Below are 18,947 nucleotides of genomic sequence, written 5' to 3' on the forward strand. Positions count from 1 at the left end.
CCGGCTCCCCCTCCCCGCTCGTGAGTGCGACTGAACTGGCGCGGGAGCTCGAGGGCCAAGCCCCACCGACGCTCGTCGACGTGCGCTGGGCCTTGGGGGCGGGCGCCGAGGCCAACCACACGGCATACCGGGAAGGGCACCTGCCCGGGGCGAGCTTCCTGGACCTGGAGAGCGCCCTGTCGGACCCGCCGCGACAGGGCGGCGTCGGTGGCCGCCACCCGATGCCCTCGCTGGAGCGCGTCGAGGAGGGCCTGCGCGCGGCAGGGGTGCGCGAGGGGAAGCCCGTCGTCTTCTACGACGCGCGGACCTCGCTCGGCGCCGCCCGCGCCTGGTGGGTGGCGACCTACTACGGCGTGCCCGCGCGCGTGCTCGACGGCGGCCTGGCGGCCTGGGAGGCAGCGGGCCTGCCCGTCGACTCTGGCGACCTCCAGCCCACCGAGGGAGATGTCTCGTTGGTGGCCGGCACGAAGGATCTGCTGCAGGCGTCGGGAGTCATCGGACTCCTCGCCGAGGGCGGTCAACTGCTCGACTCAAGACCGTCGGATCGCTTCCGCGGGGAGAACGAGGTGATCGACCCCGTGGCCGGGCACATCCCCGGAGCCCGGAGCCTGCCCGCCCTGTCACTGCTCGACGACGAGGGCGGCTTCCTGGACGGCGACGCCATCCGGGCCCTGCTCCGCGACGCGGGGGCAGAGCCGGATGCGCCGACCGCCGTCTACTGCGGCTCCGGGGTGCAGGCGGCCCACGCCGCGCTCGCGCTGGAGGCCGCCGGCCTGGACTCCCCAGCCGTCTGTGTCGGCAGCTGGAGCGATTGGATCACCGACCTGGCGCGACCGGTCGCGACCGGCGGCGCGGACGGCTGAGCAAGCCCTCTCAGGCGTCCGCGAAGGCCTCGACCAGCTCGCGGTTGAAGGCCTCCAGGTCAGCCGGGGTGCGGCTGGACACCACTCCCCCGTCGACGACGACCTCCTCGTCGACCCAGGTCGCGCCCGCGTTGCGCAGGTCGGTCTTGAGCGAGGCGTAGGAGGTCATCCGGCGGCCCTTGAGGATGTCGGCGTCGGCCATGATCCACGCGCCGTGGCAGATCACCGCGATCGGCTTGCCCTCCGTGCCGAAGTGCCGGGTGAAGGCGACCGCACCCTCGTCCATCCGGATCTTGTCCGCATTGGCGGTCCCGCCGGGGAGCACGAGCGCGTCGTAGTCGGCCGGGTCCACGTCACCCACCGCGTGGTCGACGTCCTGGGTGTGGCCGTTCTTGCCCTCGATCGAGCCCTTCTCCGGACCGATGAGGTGAGCGGTTCCACCGGCCTCGGTGACGGTGTTCCAGGGGCTGGTCAGTTCGCTGTCCTCGAAGCCGTCGGTAGCCAGGAAGGCGATCGTCTTGCCGTTGAGTCGTTGCGTCATACCGTCAACGCTAGAACGATCGTCGGCGCCCTGCATCCGGAGCAGGAACCCTCCCGTCCAGAACCGCGCCGGCTCTTCGACTCGCGACCCCTCCCAGGCAGACCTGAGGGTGCACGGACCGACCGATCACCGATCCCGGGGAGGGACCATGGGCAGGGCCAGCGCGGAGACCGAGCAGGAAGGGCAGCAGGGCGGTCAGCGGAAGGCACCCCGTGAGGGCCTCACGATGCGGGCCCTGGGGTGGATCGAGCGGGTCGGCAACAAGCTGCCCAACCCGTTCTGGCTCTTCATCCTGCTCGCCGCCGCGACGGCGGTGCTGTCCTGGATCCTGGCTCAGGCCGGCGTGACGGTGACCAACCCGGCCGACGGGGAGGAGGTGCCGGTCAAGAACCTCCTCAGCGGTGAGGGCATCCTGGAGATGATCACCGAGGCGATCCCCAACTTCATGACCTTCCCGCCCCTAGGCCTGGTCATCACGGTCCTGCTGGGTGTCGCGGTGGCCGAGCAGGCTGGCCTGATCTCGGCGTGCTTGCGTGGTGCGGTGACCAAGGTCAGCCCGAAGTTGCTGACCTTTGTGGTGGCGCTGGCCGGCATCGTCGGCTCGGTGGCGGCCGACGCCCTCTATGTCATCCTGCCGCCCCTGGCGGCGCTGGCCTTCAAGGCCGTCGGCCGGAGCCCGATCGCCGGTGTCGTGGTGGCCTTCGCCGGTGTCGCGGGCGGCTTCAACGCAAGCCTGCTGCTGACCCCCACGGACGCGCTGCTGGCCGGACTGTCCACCTCGGCGGCCGAGATCGTCGAGCCCGGCTATGTCGTGTCACCGATCGCCAACTGGTACTTCTCGGCAGCGTCGGCCATCATGCTGGCCTTCGTCATCACCCTGGTGGCCGAGACACTCCTGGCCAAGCGGATGACACTGCTCGATGAGACCCCCATCGATGAGGAGGCCGCGAAGTCCAACGCGCTGGCCACCGACGAGCAGGCCGAGCGGGCGGAGGAGGCCACCGAGGAGGTGGAGCAGGACTTCGAGGACCTCGACGCCATGCAGCTGGAGCCCAAGGAGCGCCGTGGCATCTGGGTCTCGCTGCTCGCGACGGCCGTCTTCATCGGGCTCTTCCTGACCGCTTTGGCCTGGCCGGACTCGCCCCTGCGCGGGGAGGACGGTGGGATCGTCACCTCGCCGGTGCTGCTCAACATCGGCATCATCATCATGCTGTCCTTCATCGTCGCCGGCGTGGCTTACGGGCTCGTCGCGGGCACGATCACCGCCTTCGACGACATCCCCAAGTTCATGACCAAGGGCATGCTGGAGATGGCGCCGGTCCTGGTCCTGTTCTTCGCCGCGAGCCAGTTCATCGCCTGGTTCGCCTCGTCCAATATCGGCACCGTGCTCGCCGTCAACGGCTCCGAGCTCCTGGACCGCTCCGGCATGCACCCCTTGGCCATGCTCGCTCTCGTCGTGGCGATGACCTTCCTGATCAACATCCTGATCACGAGCGGCTCGGCTCAGTGGGCGCTGATGGCCCCCGTCATCGTCCCGGCCCTGCTGCTCGTCGGCATCTCCGCCGAGACCACCCAGATGGCGTACCGGATCGGGGACTCGGCGTCCAACATCATCTCGCCGCTCTCGCCCTACTTCGCGCTCATCCTGGGCTACCTGCAGAAGTACCGCCGAGACGCCGGGGTCGGAACCCTGATCTCGCTCACGCTCCCGCTGTCGATCGCGATCGTGCTGTCCTGGTTCGCCTTCTTCGTGCTGTGGTGGGTCCTCGGCCTGCCGCTCGGTCCGGGCAACCCGATCCGCTGACAGAGGGCACGCACACCCCTCCGCGCACCGGCACCGCTCAGCGCACCGGCACCGGCCGCGGCAGCCGACCCGCGCGGGCCCGATCCTGCACGTGCGTGCGGAAGAGCTCCGCGGCAGGCAGCAGTCGTCGCTCCAATGACCAGCTCATCCCGATGTCGCGCACCGCCCCGGCGTCCCGCAGGCCCAGCACCCGCAACCGGGTGGACGGCAGCTGGTCCCGCCCGGCCGACTCCCACTGGGTCGGCGCGAGCGCGACCCCCAGCCCCGCGGCCACGTAGCCGCGCAGGGTGGGCAGATCGGCCGCCGTCAGGATCACCCGGGGCTCGAAGCCCGCCCGCCGGCACAGTTCCTCTGCCTGCCATCGCATGAGGGACGTGTGTCCGGGCAGCACGAAGTCGTCCTCGGCGAGGTCGGCCAGGTCCAGGTCGACCTGCTCCGCGAGCGGATGCTCCAGCGGCAGCAGCGCCCTGATCGGCTCCTGGGCCAGGGCTCGCCACTCGCGGTCCGGCCCGGGTCCCAGCGTCGACAATTCCAGGTCGACATCGCTCCCCCGGCCCACGGCCAGGTGCTGCTCGTCCACCTTGGTCCGCAGGTCCAGGCGCACCTGCGGATGGGCGTCCCTGAAGGAGCGGACCAGATCCGGCACCAGCCAGGTGCCCAGGGAGGGCTGGAAGGCCAGCGTCACCGTGCCGGTCTCCGGGTCGATGAGCTGCTCGACCGCCGCAAGCCCGTCGTCGAGATGGTGCAGGACCGCGTCCACATGACGTTTGAACGCCGCACCGGCCCGCGTGACCCGCAGCACCCGTCCCGAGCGCTGCAGCAACGGCGTCCCCACCTCGGCCTCCAAGCGGGCCAAGGCTCGTGAGACGCCGGGCTGAGAGACCATGTCGAGCTCGCTGACCTCGGTGACCGTCACCCCGTCAGCCACCTGCTGGAACCACCGCAACGCCTGCACATCCATCCCATGACGCTAGCGCATGGATACCTTGCACAACAGGTATTGGACGCATGGAAGAGATCAGAGGATCGTAGACGTCATGAAGAACGCCGCCCGCCGCCTCTGGGCCGCCCTGTCCGCGGCCGCCAACTCCTACCTGTCCACCGACCTCAGCGCCCACCCCGCCACCCGCGGGTCCGCCATGGTCGTGCTGCCCAGCGCCAGCTGGCCGAACCAGACTCCCGCCGCGTCCCGGCCCGCCACCGGCGTGTGGGACGGTCGCCGGGACGAGCGCACCCCGCTGTCCGTCTGACCCACTCTTCCCGCCGGGTGCACGCACCCCGGGCGAAGAGAGCTCAACTCCCCCAGCAGTTGCGGATCCCGAACTCGATGTTCCGGGAGGCGACCTCCGGCACCGGATCGCCGGTGACCAGCTCCACGCCCGTGTCGAGATAGCCGCTGGGCCGCTCGCCGTCCCGGACGAAGGAGGCGATGGCGCGCACCCCTTCGCGCGCCATGTTCTCCGGGTACTGCTGCGCGGTGGCATCGATGCGCCCCGGCCGCACCCCTTCGCGCATGGTCCGACACCCGCCGTCGACCGACACCAGCACCAGTTGGGACAGGTCGGCCCCCTCCTCCTCGAGCACCTCCAGGGCGCCGAGCGCCGCCGGCTCGTTGACCGTGTAGATCACGTTCACGTCCGGCTGCTCCACCAGGATCTGCGCCATCGCCTCCCGCGCGAGGTCGCGATCGCCCTCCACATCCACCATGGCGACCACCGCCGGGTCGTCCTCGGCGATCTCGAACCCAGCCAGGAAACCGTCGTGCCGCTGCTGCCCGGTGCTGATGCCGGGCGCCAGGTCGAGCATCGCGATCCGCGGCTCCAGCCCGAGCGCGTCGGCCTTGGCCTGGGCGTACTCCCCCACCAGCCGGCCGGCGACCTCGTTGTCGGTGGCGAAGTAGGCATCGACCGCCTCCACCGGGTCGACCGGGGTGTCCAGGGCGATGACCACCACGCCCGCCTCGCGGGCAGCCTCGATCGCGGGCAGCAGCGCCGTCGAGTCGACCGGCGTGATGAGGATCCCGTCGGCGCCCCTCTCGACCATGTCCGCGATGGCCGCCTCCTGCGAGGCCACGTCGGTGTCGCTGCGGCCGGTCGCGCTGATCAGCTCCACGCCTTCGTCGCGGGCTGTCCGCTCGGCCACGTGGCGGATGGAGACCCAGTAGGGGTTCTCCTCCTGCTTGGTGATCAGCCCGACGACGACCTCCTCGCGGTCGTCGGTGCACCCGCCGAGGGCGAGGGTGAGCACCAGCCCCAGACCCAGGCCCCATCCCGTATGCCGGGTGGCCGGCTTCCTTACGACCGTCCGGCCCCGCGGGACACGCGTTCGCCTCACGGGTGTCATGCCGGCACCTCCTCGACGGTGGTCGCGCCCGGGCTCGGGCGGGAGTGGCGCAGGTCGAAGACGGCGTAGAGCGCGACGAGTGCCAGGCAGACGGCGGGGACCACATAGCCCATGGCCGACCCCGCCACGTCCATCACGACCGCGTGGATCATCGGCACCAGGGCACCGCCAAGGATCGCCATCACCAATCCGGCGGCGCCGAACTTGGAGTCCTCACCCAACCCCTGCAGGGCCATCCCGTAGATCGTCGGGAACATCAGCGACAGCGCGGCCGAGATCGAGACCACGGCGATCAGGCCGACGATGTTGAGCACGAACATGGAGGTCAGGCAGCACAGCACCCCGAAGATCGCCATCACCAGCAGCAGCAGGGCCGGTCGGAAGATGCCGAGCAGATAGACCATCGCGAACCGCGCGACCAGGAAGATGATCAGGCTGGCCTGCAGCCACCAGCCCGCCGCCGCGGGTGAGGTGCCCGCCACGTCCTGAGCGTAGAGGATGGTGAACGTCCACACGCAGGTCTGGGCCGCGACGTTGAAGAACTGGGCGAACACGCCATACCGGTAATGCTTGTTGGCCCACAGGCGCGAGAAGGTGCCGCCGCCGCCCTCGGTGAGGTCCACCGCCTCGGGCTGGGTGGGCAGGTCCATCCGGCGGAAGGCGATGAGGAACCAGATCACGACCAGGACCGCCGCGATGATCAGGTAGGGCCGCAGCACCAGGAAGAGATCGGCCCCCTGGCTGGCGAGCAGCTCCTCCTCGCTCATGATCAGCTTGCTGGCCTCCGGGGTGAGGCCGGGCAGGATCAGCACGGCGCCCATCAGCACGCCGACATTCGCGCCGATCGGGTTGAAGGCCTGGGCGAGGTTGAGCCGCCGGGTCGCCGTCGCCTCGTCGCCCATCGCGATGACGAACGGGTTGGCCGAGGTCTCCAGGATCGACAGGCCTGCAGCCAGCACGAAGAGCGCGAAGAGGAACATCCCGTAGGCGAGCATCTGCGAGGCCGGCAGGAAGAGCAGTCCGCCGACCGCCGCGAGCCCCAGGCCGACGAGGACGCCGGCCTTAAAGCCCCACCGGTCGTTGATGAAGGCCGCCGGGATGGCCAGCAGGAAGTAGGCGCCGTAGTAGGCGAACTGCACCAGCGAGGACTGGAAGTTCGACATGTCGAAGATGCCGCGGAAGACACCGACGAGCACATCGGTGAGGTTGGCCGCCGCTCCCCAGGCGGCGAAGCAGCTGATCAGCAGGATGAAGGGCACCAGCAGGTGGCGGGCCACCAGAGGTGACCGGGTGGTAGCACGTGGCTCCGTCGCCATCGCTTCCCCTCCCCTGACCAGGAGTCCTTGGGACGTGTCGTGAGGGGCAGAATAGCAGCGGAGCTCCCCCGGGTCAGCCCCCTGAGACGTCGAGTTCAGCCTGGGCGATCGCGGCGCGCTGCGCCTCGTCGAGCTCCTGGGACTCCAACCACCGGTCGGGCAGCGCGACGACCCGCGCCGACCCGGCCCGGCCCCGCTGACCGTCGGCGCCCTCGCGGGGCCAGGGCTGGTCCAGATCGAGGGTCTCGATCAGGCGGTCCAGGTCCTCGAGGGTGTCGACCAGGGCGAGCTGGTGGCGGAGTTGTCCCCCGACGCGGAAGCCCTTGGTGTACCAGGCGATGTGCTTGCGGATGTCGCGGCAGCCTTTGCCCTCGTCGCCGTGGAAGTCCACGAGCAGCTCGGCGTGCCGTCGCAGCACCCGGCAGACCTCGCGCAGGGTGGGTTCGACCCGGACCTGCGAGCCGGCGAAGGCGGCGGCGAGGTCGGTGAACAGCCAGGGCCGCCCCAGGCAGCCACGGCCCACGACCACGCCGTCGCAGCCGGTCTCGGCGACCATCCGGACGGCATCCTCGGCGGACCAGATGTCGCCATTGCCGAGCACCGGGATGGTGGTGACGGCCTCCTTGAGCTCGGCGATCCGGGTCCAGTCGGCCTCGCCGGAGTAGGCCTGCGACGCAGTGCGGGCGTGCAGTGCGACCGCGGCCGCGCCCTCCTGCTCGGCGATCCGGCCGGCCTCGAGGAAGGTCTCGTGATCGGCGTCGATCCCCACCCGCATCTTCACGGTGACCGGGATCTCGGCCGGAGTGGCCTCGCGCACCGCGGCACGGACGATCCCGCGGAAGAGATCGGTCTTCCAGGGCAGCGCGGCCCCGCCACCCTTGCGGGTGACCTTGGGCACCGGACACCCGAAGTTGAGGTCGATGTGGTCAGCCCGGTCCTCGTCGCGCAGCATGCGGACGGCGGCACCGACGGTGACGGGATCCACGCCATACAACTGGATGGAGCGCGGGTCCTCGCCGGCATCGTGCTCGATAAGTTTCATCGACACCGGGGTGCGCTCGACCAGCGCCCGGGAGGTGATCATCTCGCTGACGTAGAGCGAGCTGGCCCCCGACGCACCGCCGGCGGCCAGCCCCTCGTCGCCATACTCACGGCAGAGTCGGCGAAAGGCCCGGTTGGTGATCCCGGCCATCGGCGCGAGGACCACCGGGGAGTCGATGGTGTGCCGTCCGATGCGCAGCGGCGGCAGGACGGGGGTGGGCAGGGAGGTGGCGCTGGTCATGATTCCCACCAGTGTCTCACCTGAGCAGGGCGGACTCCGCCTCCTGCGTGATGCACCGGGTGAGCACGTCGAGCGTGCGGGAGGGCAGTTTCCAGGCGAGCCAGTGCAAGGGGACGTCGTGTGCTGCCGCGGAGGAGCTGGCCACCCGGACCAGGGTGCCAGCGGCCAGCTCCGTCGCCGCCCACTCCCACGGCACCATCCCCCAGCCCATCCCCAGCCGGATCGCCTCGGCGAACTCCCGCGACGAGCCGATGAAGGTCGCGGGCGGGTCGATATCGCGCCGGACCCAGCGCCGGGCCACCCGGTGCTGCATGGTGTCCTTGCGGTCGAAGCGCACCATCGGCGCCCGGTCCAGGTCGGCGGCGCGGGCGCCCCGGGGCAGCCACCGCTCCTTGAAGGCGGGTGTGCAGACCGCCACGTAACGCAGCGCGCCCAACCTGGTCAGTCGACAGCCCGCCACCACCCGGGGATCGGCGGTGACCGCGGCGAGCGCCGCGCCGGAGCGCACCAGCTCCGAGGCGTGCTCCTCATCCTCGCGGATTACCTCGAGGGTCACCCCCAGCTCCTCCTGGGCGCGGGCGAGCGCCGGCAGGATCCAGGAGGACAACGAGTCCGCGTTCACCACGATGGGCACGAGGGGGTATGCCGTGTCCCCCGTCTGCGGGACCAGCTCGGCCAGGGCGTCGTGGACGAGCAGGTCCCAGTGCCCGGCCAGGCGGAGCAGGACGTCGCCCGCCGGGGTCGGCGTGATCGGCTTGGTCCGTCCGACCACCACCTGCCCGACTGACTGCTCCAGGGCCTTGATCCGTTGGGAGACTGCCGACGGGGTGATGTGCAGCCGGGCCGCTGCCCGCTCGAAGGTCCGCTCACGGACCACGGCGCTCAACGTCTGCAGGGCGACGGGGTCGATGTTCATGAAGTCAGGCTAATGGTTCTCCAGAATCCTTCATCATTCTGATGCGTTGGGAACGGCTTCCGAGCCCTACCGTCGATGGTGTGAACACCACCACGATCTTCGCCACCGGGCTGCTCACCGGCCTCGGTCTCATCATCGCCATCGGCGCGCAGAACGCCTATCTGCTGCGCCAGGGACTGCGCCGCGCCCCGGTCGCCCCGCTGGTGCTCTTCTGCACCCTGGCCGACACGCTGCTCGCGGCGCTCGCGGTGGTGGGGGTCGGCGCGGTGGTGACCGCGTGGCCGGCCTTCCTGACCGTGGCCAGATGGGGTGGCGGGTTGTTCGTCATCGGTTACGGCCTGCACGCCGCCTGGCGGGCGCTGAACCCCGGCGACGTGCTGACCGCGAGCGGGGCAGGCGTGACGTCGGTACGCCGCTCCCTGGCCACGATGGCGGCGCTGACGCTGCTCAACCCGCACGTCTACCTGGATGTGACCCTGATCGGCAGCATCGCCAACAGCCACGGCATCGATGGGCGCTGGTGGTTCTGGGGCGGGATGGTGACGGGCAGCGCGCTGTGGTTCTCCACCCTCGGCTTCGGCGCTCGCCGCCTCGCTCCCCTGTTCGCCCGGGCCCGCGCCTGGCAGTTCCTGGATGCCCTGATCGCGATCGTGATGATCTCCATCGGCGTCGGCCTGCTCGTCAGCACCTGACTCCCCCACCTCGGAGTGACCGCCCCCCATCGGGCCGTGCTCAGCAGACGGGCACGTACTCGCTGGCGACCGAGGCGATCCGCCGGGTCGAGGGGTCCAGGGTGACGGACAGCCCGTTCTGCAGGGTGAGGACCGGCCACCCACCACCGGTCATGGTCTCTCGACCACGTGGTTGTCGGCGCGCAGGTCGGCTTCTGCGGTGCCCAGCCCCACCCCATGCGGCAACGACACCTGCCGGAGCGGTCCGTCGTCGATCTGCCAGCGCACATCACCTGGGGCGTGCGTCAGCGAGAACCCGTCCCAGAGGTAGGTGTCGGCGTCCGCGGCACCGTCACAGGTCAACGAGGTGCGCACCACCTGCCGGGCCGTCCCGAGCTCGCCCTCGACCGCCAGCAGGATGTCATCGATAGAGGCCGACGATGGCAGGCCCTCGACCTGGTCCGGACCCAGGGTGAGGACCAGGGTCACCCCGGCCCACGCCACACCCACCATCCTGGCTCCGGACCCGCCCCGGTGACGTCGAACATTCATGCTTCCACCCTCTGCTCCGGCGGGCCCGAGCGGCCCGCGACATCCGCTAGACGCGGCGAGGCGCCCCTGACGTTGCACGTCAGGGGCGCCGTCGGCAGGGCAAGGAGGAGCTGGGCTCAGCAGCCGATCAGGCGCTGCGCCAGGTAGCCCTCCACCTGGTCCAGGGAGACGCGCTCCTGGCTCATGCTGTCGCGCTCGCGGACGGTGACCGCGTGGTCCTCAAGGGTGTCGAAGTCCACGGTCACGCAGAAGGGCGTGCCGATCTCGTCCTGACGGCGGTAGCGGCGACCGATCGCGCCCGCGTCATCGAAGTCGACCATCCAGTTGCGGCGCAGTTGGGCGGCCAAGTCCTTGGCCTTGGGGGTGAGGTCAGCATTGCGGGACAGCGGCAGCACCGCGACCTTCATCGGGGCCAGGCGCGGGTCCAGCCGCAGCACGGTGCGCTTGTCGACACCGCCCTTGGCGTTGGGCGCCTCGTCCTCGGTGTAGGCCTCGACCAGGAAGGTCATCAGCGAGCGCGACAGGCCGGCCGCCGGCTCGATGACATAGGGGGTGTAGCGCTCGCCCGAGGCCTGGTCGTAATAGCTCAGGTCCTGACCGGAGTGCTCGCTGTGCGTCGACAGGTCGAAGTCGGTGCGGTTGGCGATGCCCTCCAGCTCACCCCACTCGCTGCCGGTGAAGTTGAAGCGGTACTCGATGTCGACGGTCCGCTTGGAGTAGTGCGACAGCTTCTCGGCCGGGTGCTCGAAGTGGCGCAGGTTGTCCGGGGAGATGCCGAGGTCGACATACCAGTCGGTGCGCTCCTTGACCCAGTACTCGAACCACTCCTCGTCCTCACCCGGCTTGACGAAGAACTCCATCTCCATCTGCTCGAACTCGCGGGTGCGGAAGATGAAGTTGCCCGGCGTGATCTCGTTACGGAAGCTCTTGCCGGTCTGGGCGATGCCGAAGGGCGGCTTCTTGCGAGCGGCGCCCATCACGTTGGCGAAGTTGACGAAGATGCCCTGCGCGGTCTCCGGGCGCAGGTAGTGCAGGCCGGACTCGTCCTCGATGACGCCGAGGTAGGTCTTGAGCATCATGTTGAACTCGCGCGGCTCGGTCCAGGCCTTGTTGCCGCAGTTGGGGCAGGTGATCTCATCCAGCGAGACGCTGTCGGGGTCGATCTCCTTGCCCTTCTTGGCGGCCTTGTCCGCGACCGCCTCCTGCATGTGGTCCACGCGGAAGCGCTTGTGGCAGGACTGGCACTCGGTGAGCGGGTCGGAGAACTCGCCGACGTGCCCCGAGGCCACCCAGACCTGGCGCGGCAGGATGATCGAGGAGTCCAGACCGACGACGTCGTCACGGGACTGGACCATCGAGCGCCACCACTGCCGCTTGATGTTCTCCTTCAGCGCCACGCCCAGGGGGCCGTAGTCCCAGGCCGAGCGCGTTCCCCCGTAGATCTCGCCGCACGGGAAGACGAAACCACGACGCTTGCACAGGGACACGACCGTATCGACGGTAGAAGTGGGGGCCATGCGCCCCATTCTACGTCCCGCCGGAGCAGTCACCACGCCCCATTAGGCTGATCGGGTGTCCACCCCGCAACAGCCCCCCGCCCAATCCACCACCGAGCCGGGACCGCTGCGTCGACAGATCGAGTCTGCGTCCCGGCCGGCGCTGGAGGCGCTGGCGAAACTGCCGGTCTGGCTGCCCTTCCTGGTGCTCCTGCTGCTGCTCATCGGGGGCGGCTTCCTGGGTGGCCCGGCAGGCTGGGTGCTGGTCGGCGTGGCGCTGCTGTTCATCCTGTGGCTGTTCTACCTGTCCTGGCCGCGGCTGTCCGGCGTCGAGCGGCTGATGCGCTCAGCCGTCCTCCTGCTGTTCCTGGTGGTCGCGATCGTGCAGTTGGTGCCCCGCGGATGATTTGACAATCATTCTCATTTTCGCCCATTCTCGGGGCATGTCCTTTCTCCCCCGTCGCGCACCCCTCACCGGAGCAGCACTGGCCACCGCGCTCCTGCTCACCGCCTGCGGCGGCGGTGGGGATGACACCGGTTCGGGTGAGGGTGCTGGAGCGGGGACCGCAGCGGCTGGGGGCGAGACGCTCGAGGTGATCACCAGCATCTACCCGCTGGAGTACCTCGCCACCCGGATCGCGGGCGAGCACGCCGAGATCTCCACGCTGACCTCCCCCGGCGCCGACCCACACGACGTCGAGCTGACGCCGCGAGTCGTGGGGCACATCGGCGCGGCTGACCTGGTGATCTACTCCGCCGGCCTACAGGCCGCCGTCGACCAGGCGGTGGACACCCAGGCAGCCGGCCACGCCCTCGACGTCAGCGGTGCGGCCGACCTGCTGGAGCTTGGCGAAAGCGAGAGCGAGCACAGCGGACACGATCACGACGACGAGCACGCTGACCACGACGACGAGCACGCTGGGCACGACCATGGCCCTGAGGACCCGCACTTCTGGCTGGACACGCAGCGCTACGGTCAGGTGGCCGTGGCCATCGCCGACCAGTTGGGCGCGATCGACCCGGACAACGCGCAGCTCTACAGAGCCAACGCCGATGACCTCATCGCCGACCTCGAGGAGCTCGACGAGGAGTTCCAGGAGGGCCTGGCCACCTGTGAGACCCGGGACCTGGTCGCCACCCACGAGGCGTTCGGCTACCTCGCCCACCGCTACGACCTGCACCAGCTGGGGATCACCGGCATCTCCCCCGACGCCGAGCCCTCCCCCGCACGCCTCGCCGAGGTGAGCGCACAGGTGCGCGCCCTGGACGTCACGACGATCTACGCCGAGCCCAATCTCCCGGAGGACATCGCCCGGACCGTGGCGCAGGAGACGGGCACCCAGGTGGCGATCCTCGACCCGCTCGAAGGGCTCACCCCTGACTCCGCCGGCTCGGACTACCTTGAGGTCATGCGCGCCAACCTGGAATCGCTGCGCACCGGGCTGGGCTGCTCGTGAGTGGCCAGCCTGTCATCGACCTGCATCGCGCCAGCTTCGGCTACCAGGGCCGCCCGGTCGTCACCGACGTCGATCTGCAGGTCGCGCGCGGCGAGGTGCTCGCGGTGCTCGGTCCCAATGGCTCCGGCAAGACGACCCTGGTCAAGGGCCTCCTCGGGCTCTCCGAGCACCTGTCCGGCGAGGCCTCGATCCTGGGCACCCCCCTGGACCGACTGCGCGACCGGACCCGGGTCGGCTACGTCCCGCAACGGCATACCCTCGTCGGCGGGGTGCGGGCCACCGTCACCGAGGTCGTGGCCACCGGCCTGCTCGCCCGGCGCCCCTGGTGGCGACCGGCCGGCCGCGCCGAACGGGCAGCAGTCGAGGCCGCCCTGGAGACAGTAGGCCTGGCCGACCGGGCCCGCTTCGACGTCGACACCCTCTCCGGGGGGCAGCAACGGCGCGTCCTCATCGCCCGCGCGCTGGTCGCCCGACCCGACGTGCTGATCATGGACGAACCCACCGCCGGGGTCGACCAGGCCAGCCAGGGTGTCCTCGCCGGCGTCCTGCAGCAGCTCGGCGAGGTCGGCACCACCATGCTCGTGGTCACGCACGAGCTCGCCGCCCTCCGCGGTGTCGTGGACCGGATCCTGGAGGTCGAGCTCGGCCATCTGACCTACGACGGCGCCCCCGAGGGGTATGCCGTGCACCAGGCCGAGCAGGCCCGCTCGGCCGGTCGGGGGGCAGCATGAGCGAGATGCTGGCGCTGGAGTTCATGCGCAACGCGCTCCTCGCCGCCCTCGTCGTCGGGCTCGCCGCCCCGATGGTCGGCATCTTCCTGGTGCAGCGGCGCCTGTCACTCGTCGGCGACGGGCTGGGCCACGTGGCCCTGGCGGGGGTGGCCATCGGTGTCGTGACGCAGAGCAGCCCGGTGTGGGCGGCCCTCGTGGCCGCGATCCTTGCCGGGATCGCCATCGAGCTGATCCGCGCCAGGGGTCGGACCTCCGGGGACGTCGCCCTGGCGCTGATGTTCTACGGCGGCATCGCCGCGGGTGTGGTGATCATCAACCGGGCCGAGGGCGCCCAGACCGGCAACCTCACCGGCTTCCTCTTCGGGGCGATCACCACCACCTCGCGAAGCGACGTCATCACCTTCGCGATCCTCTCCGCAGTCATCGTCGGCGTGGTTCTGGTGCTGCGACAGCGACTGTTCGCGGTCGCCGGCGACGAGGAGTATGCCCGTGCCTCGGGCCTGCCCGTCCTCGCGCTGAACATCGTGCTCGCCGTGCTGACCGCTGTGACGGTGGTGGTGGCGATGCGGGTCATCGGCCTGCTGCTGATCAGCGCCCTGATGATCATCCCCAACGCCGCGGCCCAGCAGTTCGCCGGCAGTTTCCGGTCGGCGTCGTGGTGGGCGGTGCTGATCGGGGTGCTGTCCTCGGTCGGTGGAGTGGTGACCTCCTACTACGCCGACACCGCCTCGGGCGGCACCATCGTGCTGCTCGCGATCGCGCTGTTCGCCGTCGCCGCGCTCGGCGGCGCGGGGTGGCGGGCGCTCTCCCGCGCTCGGCACCGGCATGCTGAACGCCATCCCCACGAGCACGGTCCGGGCTGTGGGCACGAGGCGGTGCTGCACGGTGACCACGTGGACTACCTGCATGATGGACACCGCCACGCCGCGCACGAGGGCCACTACGACGAGCACGCCGAGGAGGCACACCGTTGAGCAGGAAGCCGACCCGACAGCAGGCCGCCGTGATCGACGCGCTGGATGCCACCGACGACTTCACCAGCGCCCAGGACCTGCACGCGACCCTGCGCACGTCCGGCGCCAAGGTGGGGCTCGCGACGGTCTACCGCACCCTGGCCAACCTGGCGGCGGCCGGCGAGATCGACACCCTGCGCACCGACGAGGGTGAGGCGGTCTACCGGCGCTGCTCCACGGGCCACCACCACCACCTGGTGTGCCGGGACTGCGGCCGCACCGTCGAGATCGAAGGCCCGGCCGTGGAGCGGTGGACCGATGCCGTCGCCGCCCAGCACGGCTTCACCGAGGTGGAGCACACCTTGGAGGTGTTCGGGTCCTGCCAGGACTGCACCGCGAGCGGGTAGCGCCGCCCTCCAGCCGCACGTCGACCGGACGCCTCGAGGGCCTGCACGGCCTCCGGGGCGTCGCCGTGCTGCTCGTCGTGCTCTTCCATGTCGTCGGCGCCGGGCGGGTCTCCGGCGGCATCGACGTCTTCCTGGCGATCTCCGGATTCCTGTTCACCGGTCTGATCCTGCGGCGACTGGATGCTGGCAGTTTTGATATCTCGGCCTATCTGGCCCGCCTGGTCCGACGGCTCGTCCCTCCGGTCCTGCCGGTGCTGGCCTTTGTGCTCGTCGGCAGCCTGTGGTGGTTCCCGTCCTCGGCCCGCCTGCAGACGTGGCGGGAGACGGCGGCGACCCTGCTCTACCGGGAGAACTTCGAGCTCATCGATTCCCAGCTGGCCTACGAGGCCGCGGGCGTGGAGGCCAGCCCGCTCCAGCACTTCTGGTCGTTGTCTGTGCAGGGCCAGTTCTACCTGCTCTGGCCGCTGGTGTTGGGGTTGTGCTGGTGGTTGGCCAGGCTGCTTCGCGTCCGGCGGGTGCTGGTGGTGGCGGCCGGGATCGCCGCCGTCGTCGCGCTCTCCCTGGTGTACGCCCTCCAGTTGCGCGCTCACGACCAGGCGATCGCCTACCTCCACACCGGCGGCCGGCTGTGGGAGCTGGCGCTGCCCGGTCTGCTGGCGCTGGCGCTTCCCTCGCTGCAGGGTCATCTCCCCCGTGATCTGCGGGTCGCGCTGGGCTGGCTGGGCCTGGCCCTGATCATCAGCTGCGGATTCGTGCTGGATGGTGCCCAGCTCTTCCCGGGCCTCTGGGCCCTCTGGCCGGTCGGTGGCCTCCTGCTCATCCTGGTCGCCGGGGACACGGGTGTCCGGGGCAGCGCCGACCAGCTCCTGTCCACACCTCCCGCCCGCTGGCTGGGTGATCGCTCCTACGCCCTGTACCTGTGGCACTGGCCGCTGCTCATCACCGCGCTCAACCTGACCCACCGCCCGGCGGGCGATCTGGTCCTGTCCGCCGCCGTCATCCTGGCCTCGCTGCTCCTGGCTGATCTGACCCTGCGCCTCGTGGAGCGTCCCACCGCGCCACCCCTTCGCTGGCCCGCTCCGCACATCACCGCCCTGGCCGGCGTCACGGCCCTGGCGCTGCTGGCCGGTTCGCTGCTCGGCGCGGCCCGCTGGGTGCAGGCCGGGCAGGAGCGTGAGATCGCGGCCGCGAGGGAAGCCATCTCCGCGAGTCACCCCGGGGCGCTCGCCCTGGAGCCGGGCTTTGGGCCGGTGCCCGAGGCCCCCTTCCTGGTGCCCCCGGAGTTGGCGTCCGGCGACAAACCGCAGCACGACGCCCAGGGATGCTGGCAGCCGGCGACCGACAGCCCCGACTTCGCCGAGGCCATCGTCTGCCCCGAGCCGCCCGGCGAGGAGATCCCCGACCCCACCCGCACGATCGTGATCACCGGAGGTTCCCACGGCGCGATGTGGGAGCCCGCCTGGCGCGTGCTCGCTGCCGAGCACCGGTGGCGCGTTCTGGTGATGGTGAAGGCGGGCTGCCAGCTCACCACCAACACCGGCCAGTTCCCCCGTTCCACGGATTGGCCGACCACCGCCTCGTGCCAGGAATGGAACCGCAACGCGATCGAGACGTTGCGCGAGCTGGACCCCGACGCTGTCTTCACGATCGCCACCTCAACCACCGGGGACGGGGATCCGGAGAGGGCGTCGAAGGGGTTCATCGAGGCCTGGGAGCAGCTGGGCGAGGAGGGCATCCCGGTCGTCGCGGTGCGAGACATCTTCCGGATGAAGGAGCGGGTCCCCGATTGCCTCGAGCAGCATCCGAACGACCCGCGGCGCTGCGACACCCCGCGTCAGGCGGCACCGACGTCACCGATGACTCCCGCAATGGTCCCCGACAACGTCTCGCTCCTCGACCTCACGGATGCTGTCTGCACCGCAGAGGTGTGCCCCGCCGTGATCGGCAACATCATCGTCTACTTCGACCACTCCCACCTGTCGGCCTCCTACGCCCGCACCCTGGCCCCCGCCCTCGACGCCGCCCTGAGAGCAGAGGCGCCCTACCTCTACGCGCCCTAAACCAGATGTGGGCAGCTTCCCGTCCGACCTAGGGTCGCGGCATCATGGACGTGACGATCCGGGACTACGCCGACAGTGACGAAGCCTCCTGGCTGCGCTGCCGGACGCTGTCCTTTCTGACCACCACCTATTTCGACGACGTCAAGACCGTGCGCACCCTCTTCGAGGGTGACGCGATCCGGCTCGTAGCGGTGCGCCCCAAGCCCGACGGCATGAGGACGCCCGGCGACGAGGAGGTCACAGGGATCCTCGACGTCGAGCTCTGGCAGGAAGACGGTGATCCCGTCGCGACCATCGACACCATCGCCGTCCACCCCGATCACCAACGCGCCAGAATCGCCGCAGCGCTCCTCGACTCCGCCCTCACCATCATGGAGTCCCGGGACGTCGGCTGGCTCGATGCCTGGACCCGGGAAGATCCCGGCACCTGTGCCTGGTATGAGTCCCAGGGGTTCTCTGTCGACCAGACCTATCTGCACGTCTACCTCGGTGGGGACGAAAATCGTGCGGATCCCGCCGGCGGCGAGGGCTTCGCCGCGCCCTTCGGTCTGGGAGCCCCGGTCAAGGGCTTCTTCCACGGTCCCGACGAGGACCCGGAGGTATGGCGTGCGCGCTTCGCCCGGGTGCACCAGTGCCGCCGCTACCTGCGATCGCTGCGCCAGCACCCTCGTCCTACCCTCAACAGCTAGGTATCACTCGGCCTATCCACGGCACCGCCGTAGCGGCGGTCCCGCGAGGCGTACTGCTCGATCGCAGCCCACAGGTCGCGACGGTCATAGTCCGGCCAGAGCACGTCCTGGAAGACCATCTCGGCATAGGCCGCCTGCCACAGCAGGAAGTTGGAGGTGCGTTGCTCGCCCGAGCTGCGCACGAAGAGGTCCACGTCCGGCACCTCGGGGTGGTACAGGTAGCGGCCGATGGTGCGTTCGTCGATGCCGCCGGGCTTGAGCCGTCCGGCCTTCACATCCTCACCGATCGCCCGCACCGCGTCCGCGATCTCCGCGCGACCGCCGTAGTTCACGCAGAAGTTCAGGGTGATCACGTCGTTGCCTCGTGTCCGCCGCTCGGCATCCTGCAGCTCGGAGATCACCGACTTCCACAGCCGCGGCGTGCGCCCCGACCACACGACCCGCACGCCCCAGGAGTCGAGTTCGTCGCGCCGGCGGTGGATGACATCGCGGTTGAAGCCCATCAGGAAGCGAACTTCATCGGGGCTGCGCCGCCAGTTCTCGGTGGAGAAGGCATAGGCGCTGATGCACTTCACGCCGATCTCGATACCACCGGCGATGACGTCGAGCAGGGAGGCCTCCCCCGCCTCGTGCCCCTGGGTGCGCTTGAGCCCACGCTGGTTGGCCCACCGGCCGTTGCCGTCCATCACGATCGCCACGTGCTGCGGGATGAACTCTCGCGGGATCGCCGGCGGTCGGGCCCCGGAAGGATGCGGGGTCGGGGCAGTCGGCACACGGCGGGTGGAGCGGGTGGACACCCGAGCAGTCTAGGAGGAGGGCTGCTGGGCGAGCCTGGCGCAGAGGCGACCACCGATCCCTCGGCCACC

At 70.1% G+C, this 18,947-nt stretch carries 20 protein-coding genes; 11 read left to right on the forward strand and 9 right to left on the reverse strand.

Translation table 11 applies throughout. The features are described from left to right. Window positions 1-20 precede the first annotated feature (20 nt). Window positions 21-863 carry a sulfurtransferase gene (locus ACQBAT_RS09465; protein WP_420748125.1) on the forward strand — a complete coding sequence of 281 codons (843 nt, stop codon included), beginning with the start codon at window positions 21-23 and terminating at the stop codon, window positions 861-863. A gap of 10 nt (window positions 864-873) precedes the next feature. On the opposite strand, the gene ACQBAT_RS09470 is transcribed toward ACQBAT_RS09465, so the two are convergent. Next, window positions 874-1,404 carry a type 1 glutamine amidotransferase domain-containing protein gene (locus tag ACQBAT_RS09470; RefSeq protein WP_420748124.1) on the reverse strand — a complete coding sequence of 177 codons (531 nt, stop codon included), beginning with the start codon at window positions 1,402-1,404 and terminating at the stop codon, window positions 874-876. Between the two features lie 148 nt (window positions 1,405-1,552). Here ACQBAT_RS09470 and ACQBAT_RS09475 point away from each other — a divergent pair, with 148 nt between their 5' ends. Then, entirely contained in the window at window positions 1,553-3,208 is a 1,656-nt protein-coding gene (locus tag ACQBAT_RS09475) for an AbgT family transporter (protein ID WP_420748123.1), read from the forward strand. A gap of 37 nt (window positions 3,209-3,245) precedes the next feature. Here ACQBAT_RS09475 and ACQBAT_RS09480 read toward each other — a convergent pair whose 3' ends face one another. Further along, on the reverse strand, window positions 3,246-4,169 hold the full coding sequence (locus ACQBAT_RS09480; RefSeq protein ID WP_420748122.1) for a LysR family transcriptional regulator: 924 nt from the start codon (window positions 4,167-4,169) through the stop codon (window positions 3,246-3,248). Window positions 4,170-4,245: 76 nt separating this feature from the next. On the opposite strand from ACQBAT_RS09480, the gene ACQBAT_RS09485 reads away from it, so the two are divergent. After that, window positions 4,246-4,458: a hypothetical protein gene (locus ACQBAT_RS09485; protein ID WP_420748121.1), complete on the forward strand. Its 213-nt coding sequence runs from the start codon at window positions 4,246-4,248 to the stop codon at window positions 4,456-4,458. Between the two features lie 43 nt (window positions 4,459-4,501). Here ACQBAT_RS09485 and ACQBAT_RS09490 read toward each other — a convergent pair whose 3' ends face one another. The 4 genes from ACQBAT_RS09490 to ACQBAT_RS09505 all read right to left on the reverse strand — a co-directional run bounded on the left by ACQBAT_RS09490 (window position 4,502) and on the right by ACQBAT_RS09505 (window position 9,065). After that, the gene (locus tag ACQBAT_RS09490; RefSeq protein WP_427197675.1) at window positions 4,502-5,542 is read right to left on the reverse strand and encodes a substrate-binding domain-containing protein; all 1,041 of its coding nucleotides are present in this window, start codon (window positions 5,540-5,542) and stop codon (window positions 4,502-4,504) included. A 5-nt stretch (window positions 5,543-5,547) separates the two neighbouring features. Beyond that, window positions 5,548-6,867 (reverse strand): L-fucose:H+ symporter permease, encoded by a 1,320-nt coding sequence (fucP, locus tag ACQBAT_RS09495; RefSeq protein ID WP_420748119.1) that lies wholly within the window; start codon window positions 6,865-6,867, stop codon window positions 5,548-5,550. A gap of 73 nt (window positions 6,868-6,940) precedes the next feature. After that, a complete protein-coding gene (dusB, locus tag ACQBAT_RS09500) occupies window positions 6,941-8,149 on the reverse strand; it encodes a tRNA dihydrouridine synthase DusB (RefSeq protein WP_420748118.1) in 1,209 nt (402 codons plus the stop codon). Window positions 8,150-8,165: 16 nt separating this feature from the next. Further along, window positions 8,166-9,065: a LysR family transcriptional regulator ArgP gene (locus tag ACQBAT_RS09505; RefSeq protein ID WP_420748117.1), complete on the reverse strand. Its 900-nt coding sequence runs from the start codon at window positions 9,063-9,065 to the stop codon at window positions 8,166-8,168. Between the two features lie 80 nt (window positions 9,066-9,145). Between ACQBAT_RS09505 and ACQBAT_RS09510 the strand changes: the two genes are divergently transcribed. Further along, the gene (locus ACQBAT_RS09510; protein WP_420748116.1) at window positions 9,146-9,757 is read left to right on the forward strand and encodes a LysE/ArgO family amino acid transporter; all 612 of its coding nucleotides are present in this window, start codon (window positions 9,146-9,148) and stop codon (window positions 9,755-9,757) included. A gap of 150 nt (window positions 9,758-9,907) precedes the next feature. On the opposite strand, the gene ACQBAT_RS09515 is transcribed toward ACQBAT_RS09510, so the two are convergent. Both ACQBAT_RS09515 and ACQBAT_RS09520 read right to left on the reverse strand, forming a co-directional pair. Next, window positions 9,908-10,288 (reverse strand): hypothetical protein, encoded by a 381-nt coding sequence (locus ACQBAT_RS09515; protein WP_420748115.1) that lies wholly within the window; start codon window positions 10,286-10,288, stop codon window positions 9,908-9,910. A 116-nt stretch (window positions 10,289-10,404) separates the two neighbouring features. Further along, entirely contained in the window at window positions 10,405-11,805 is a 1,401-nt protein-coding gene (locus ACQBAT_RS09520; protein WP_420748114.1) for a glycine--tRNA ligase, read from the reverse strand. 55 nt (window positions 11,806-11,860) lie between these two features. On the opposite strand from ACQBAT_RS09520, the gene ACQBAT_RS09525 reads away from it, so the two are divergent. The 7 genes from ACQBAT_RS09525 (at window position 11,861) to ACQBAT_RS09555 (ending at window position 18,081) form a co-directional block, all read left to right on the forward strand. Further along, window positions 11,861-12,190, forward strand: a complete 330-nt coding sequence (locus tag ACQBAT_RS09525; protein WP_420748113.1) for a DUF6703 family protein — start codon at window positions 11,861-11,863, stop codon at window positions 12,188-12,190. Between the two features lie 37 nt (window positions 12,191-12,227). Further along, window positions 12,228-13,241 carry a metal ABC transporter substrate-binding protein gene (locus ACQBAT_RS09530; protein WP_420748112.1) on the forward strand — a complete coding sequence of 338 codons (1,014 nt, stop codon included), beginning with the start codon at window positions 12,228-12,230 and terminating at the stop codon, window positions 13,239-13,241. Continuing rightward, window positions 13,238-13,972 (forward strand): metal ABC transporter ATP-binding protein, encoded by a 735-nt coding sequence (locus ACQBAT_RS09535; RefSeq protein WP_420748111.1) that lies wholly within the window; start codon window positions 13,238-13,240, stop codon window positions 13,970-13,972. Before ACQBAT_RS09530 ends, ACQBAT_RS09535 begins: the two co-directional genes overlap by 4 nt. Next, a complete protein-coding gene (locus ACQBAT_RS09540) occupies window positions 13,969-14,946 on the forward strand; it encodes a metal ABC transporter permease (protein WP_420748110.1) in 978 nt (325 codons plus the stop codon). The genes ACQBAT_RS09535 and ACQBAT_RS09540 overlap by 4 nt, the downstream gene beginning before the upstream one ends. Then, window positions 14,943-15,332, forward strand: a complete 390-nt coding sequence (locus tag ACQBAT_RS09545) for a Fur family transcriptional regulator (RefSeq protein WP_420748109.1) — start codon at window positions 14,943-14,945, stop codon at window positions 15,330-15,332. The genes ACQBAT_RS09540 and ACQBAT_RS09545 overlap by 4 nt, the downstream gene beginning before the upstream one ends. Before the next feature lie 65 nt (window positions 15,333-15,397). Next, on the forward strand, window positions 15,398-17,392 hold the full coding sequence (locus ACQBAT_RS09550) for an acyltransferase family protein (protein ID WP_427197676.1): 1,995 nt from the start codon (window positions 15,398-15,400) through the stop codon (window positions 17,390-17,392). 44 nt (window positions 17,393-17,436) lie between these two features. Further along, a complete protein-coding gene (locus tag ACQBAT_RS09555; protein WP_420748107.1) occupies window positions 17,437-18,081 on the forward strand; it encodes a GNAT family N-acetyltransferase in 645 nt (214 codons plus the stop codon). Here the strand turns inward: ACQBAT_RS09555 and ACQBAT_RS09560 are convergent. After that, entirely contained in the window at window positions 18,078-18,878 is an 801-nt protein-coding gene (locus tag ACQBAT_RS09560; protein ID WP_420748106.1) for an isoprenyl transferase, read from the reverse strand. The genes ACQBAT_RS09555 and ACQBAT_RS09560 overlap by 4 nt on opposite strands. Window positions 18,879-18,947 lie beyond the last annotated feature (69 nt).

It is taken from the genome of Ornithinimicrobium pulveris, assembly GCF_050261105.1.
Taxonomy (GTDB): domain Bacteria; phylum Actinomycetota; class Actinomycetes; order Actinomycetales; family Dermatophilaceae; genus Ornithinicoccus.

Excerpts from the sequence above, each read along its gene's own strand:
- ACQBAT_RS09520 (WP_420748114.1), bottom strand. The coding sequence starts at position 11,805 with ATGGCCCCCACTTCTACCGTCGATACGGTCGTGTCCCTGTGCAAGCGT.
- dusB (WP_420748118.1), bottom strand. The coding sequence starts at position 8,149 with ATGACCAGCGCCACCTCCCTGCCCACCCCCGTCCTGCCGCCGCTGCGC.
- ACQBAT_RS09470 (WP_420748124.1), bottom strand. The coding sequence starts at position 1,404 with ATGACGCAACGACTCAACGGCAAGACGATCGCCTTCCTGGCTACCGAC.
- ACQBAT_RS09505 (WP_420748117.1), bottom strand. The coding sequence starts at position 9,065 with ATGAACATCGACCCCGTCGCCCTGCAGACGTTGAGCGCCGTGGTCCGT.
- ACQBAT_RS09480 (WP_420748122.1), bottom strand. The coding sequence starts at position 4,169 with ATGGATGTGCAGGCGTTGCGGTGGTTCCAGCAGGTGGCTGACGGGGTG.
- ACQBAT_RS09530 (WP_420748112.1), top strand. The coding sequence starts at position 12,228 with ATGTCCTTTCTCCCCCGTCGCGCACCCCTCACCGGAGCAGCACTGGCC.
- ACQBAT_RS09515 (WP_420748115.1), bottom strand. The coding sequence starts at position 10,288 with ATGAATGTTCGACGTCACCGGGGCGGGTCCGGAGCCAGGATGGTGGGT.
- fucP (WP_420748119.1), bottom strand. The coding sequence starts at position 6,867 with ATGGCGACGGAGCCACGTGCTACCACCCGGTCACCTCTGGTGGCCCGC.
- ACQBAT_RS09475 (WP_420748123.1), top strand. The coding sequence starts at position 1,553 with ATGGGCAGGGCCAGCGCGGAGACCGAGCAGGAAGGGCAGCAGGGCGGT.
- ACQBAT_RS09555 (WP_420748107.1), top strand. The coding sequence starts at position 17,437 with ATGGACGTGACGATCCGGGACTACGCCGACAGTGACGAAGCCTCCTGG.
- ACQBAT_RS09540 (WP_420748110.1), top strand. The coding sequence starts at position 13,969 with ATGAGCGAGATGCTGGCGCTGGAGTTCATGCGCAACGCGCTCCTCGCC.
- ACQBAT_RS09485 (WP_420748121.1), top strand. The coding sequence starts at position 4,246 with ATGAAGAACGCCGCCCGCCGCCTCTGGGCCGCCCTGTCCGCGGCCGCC.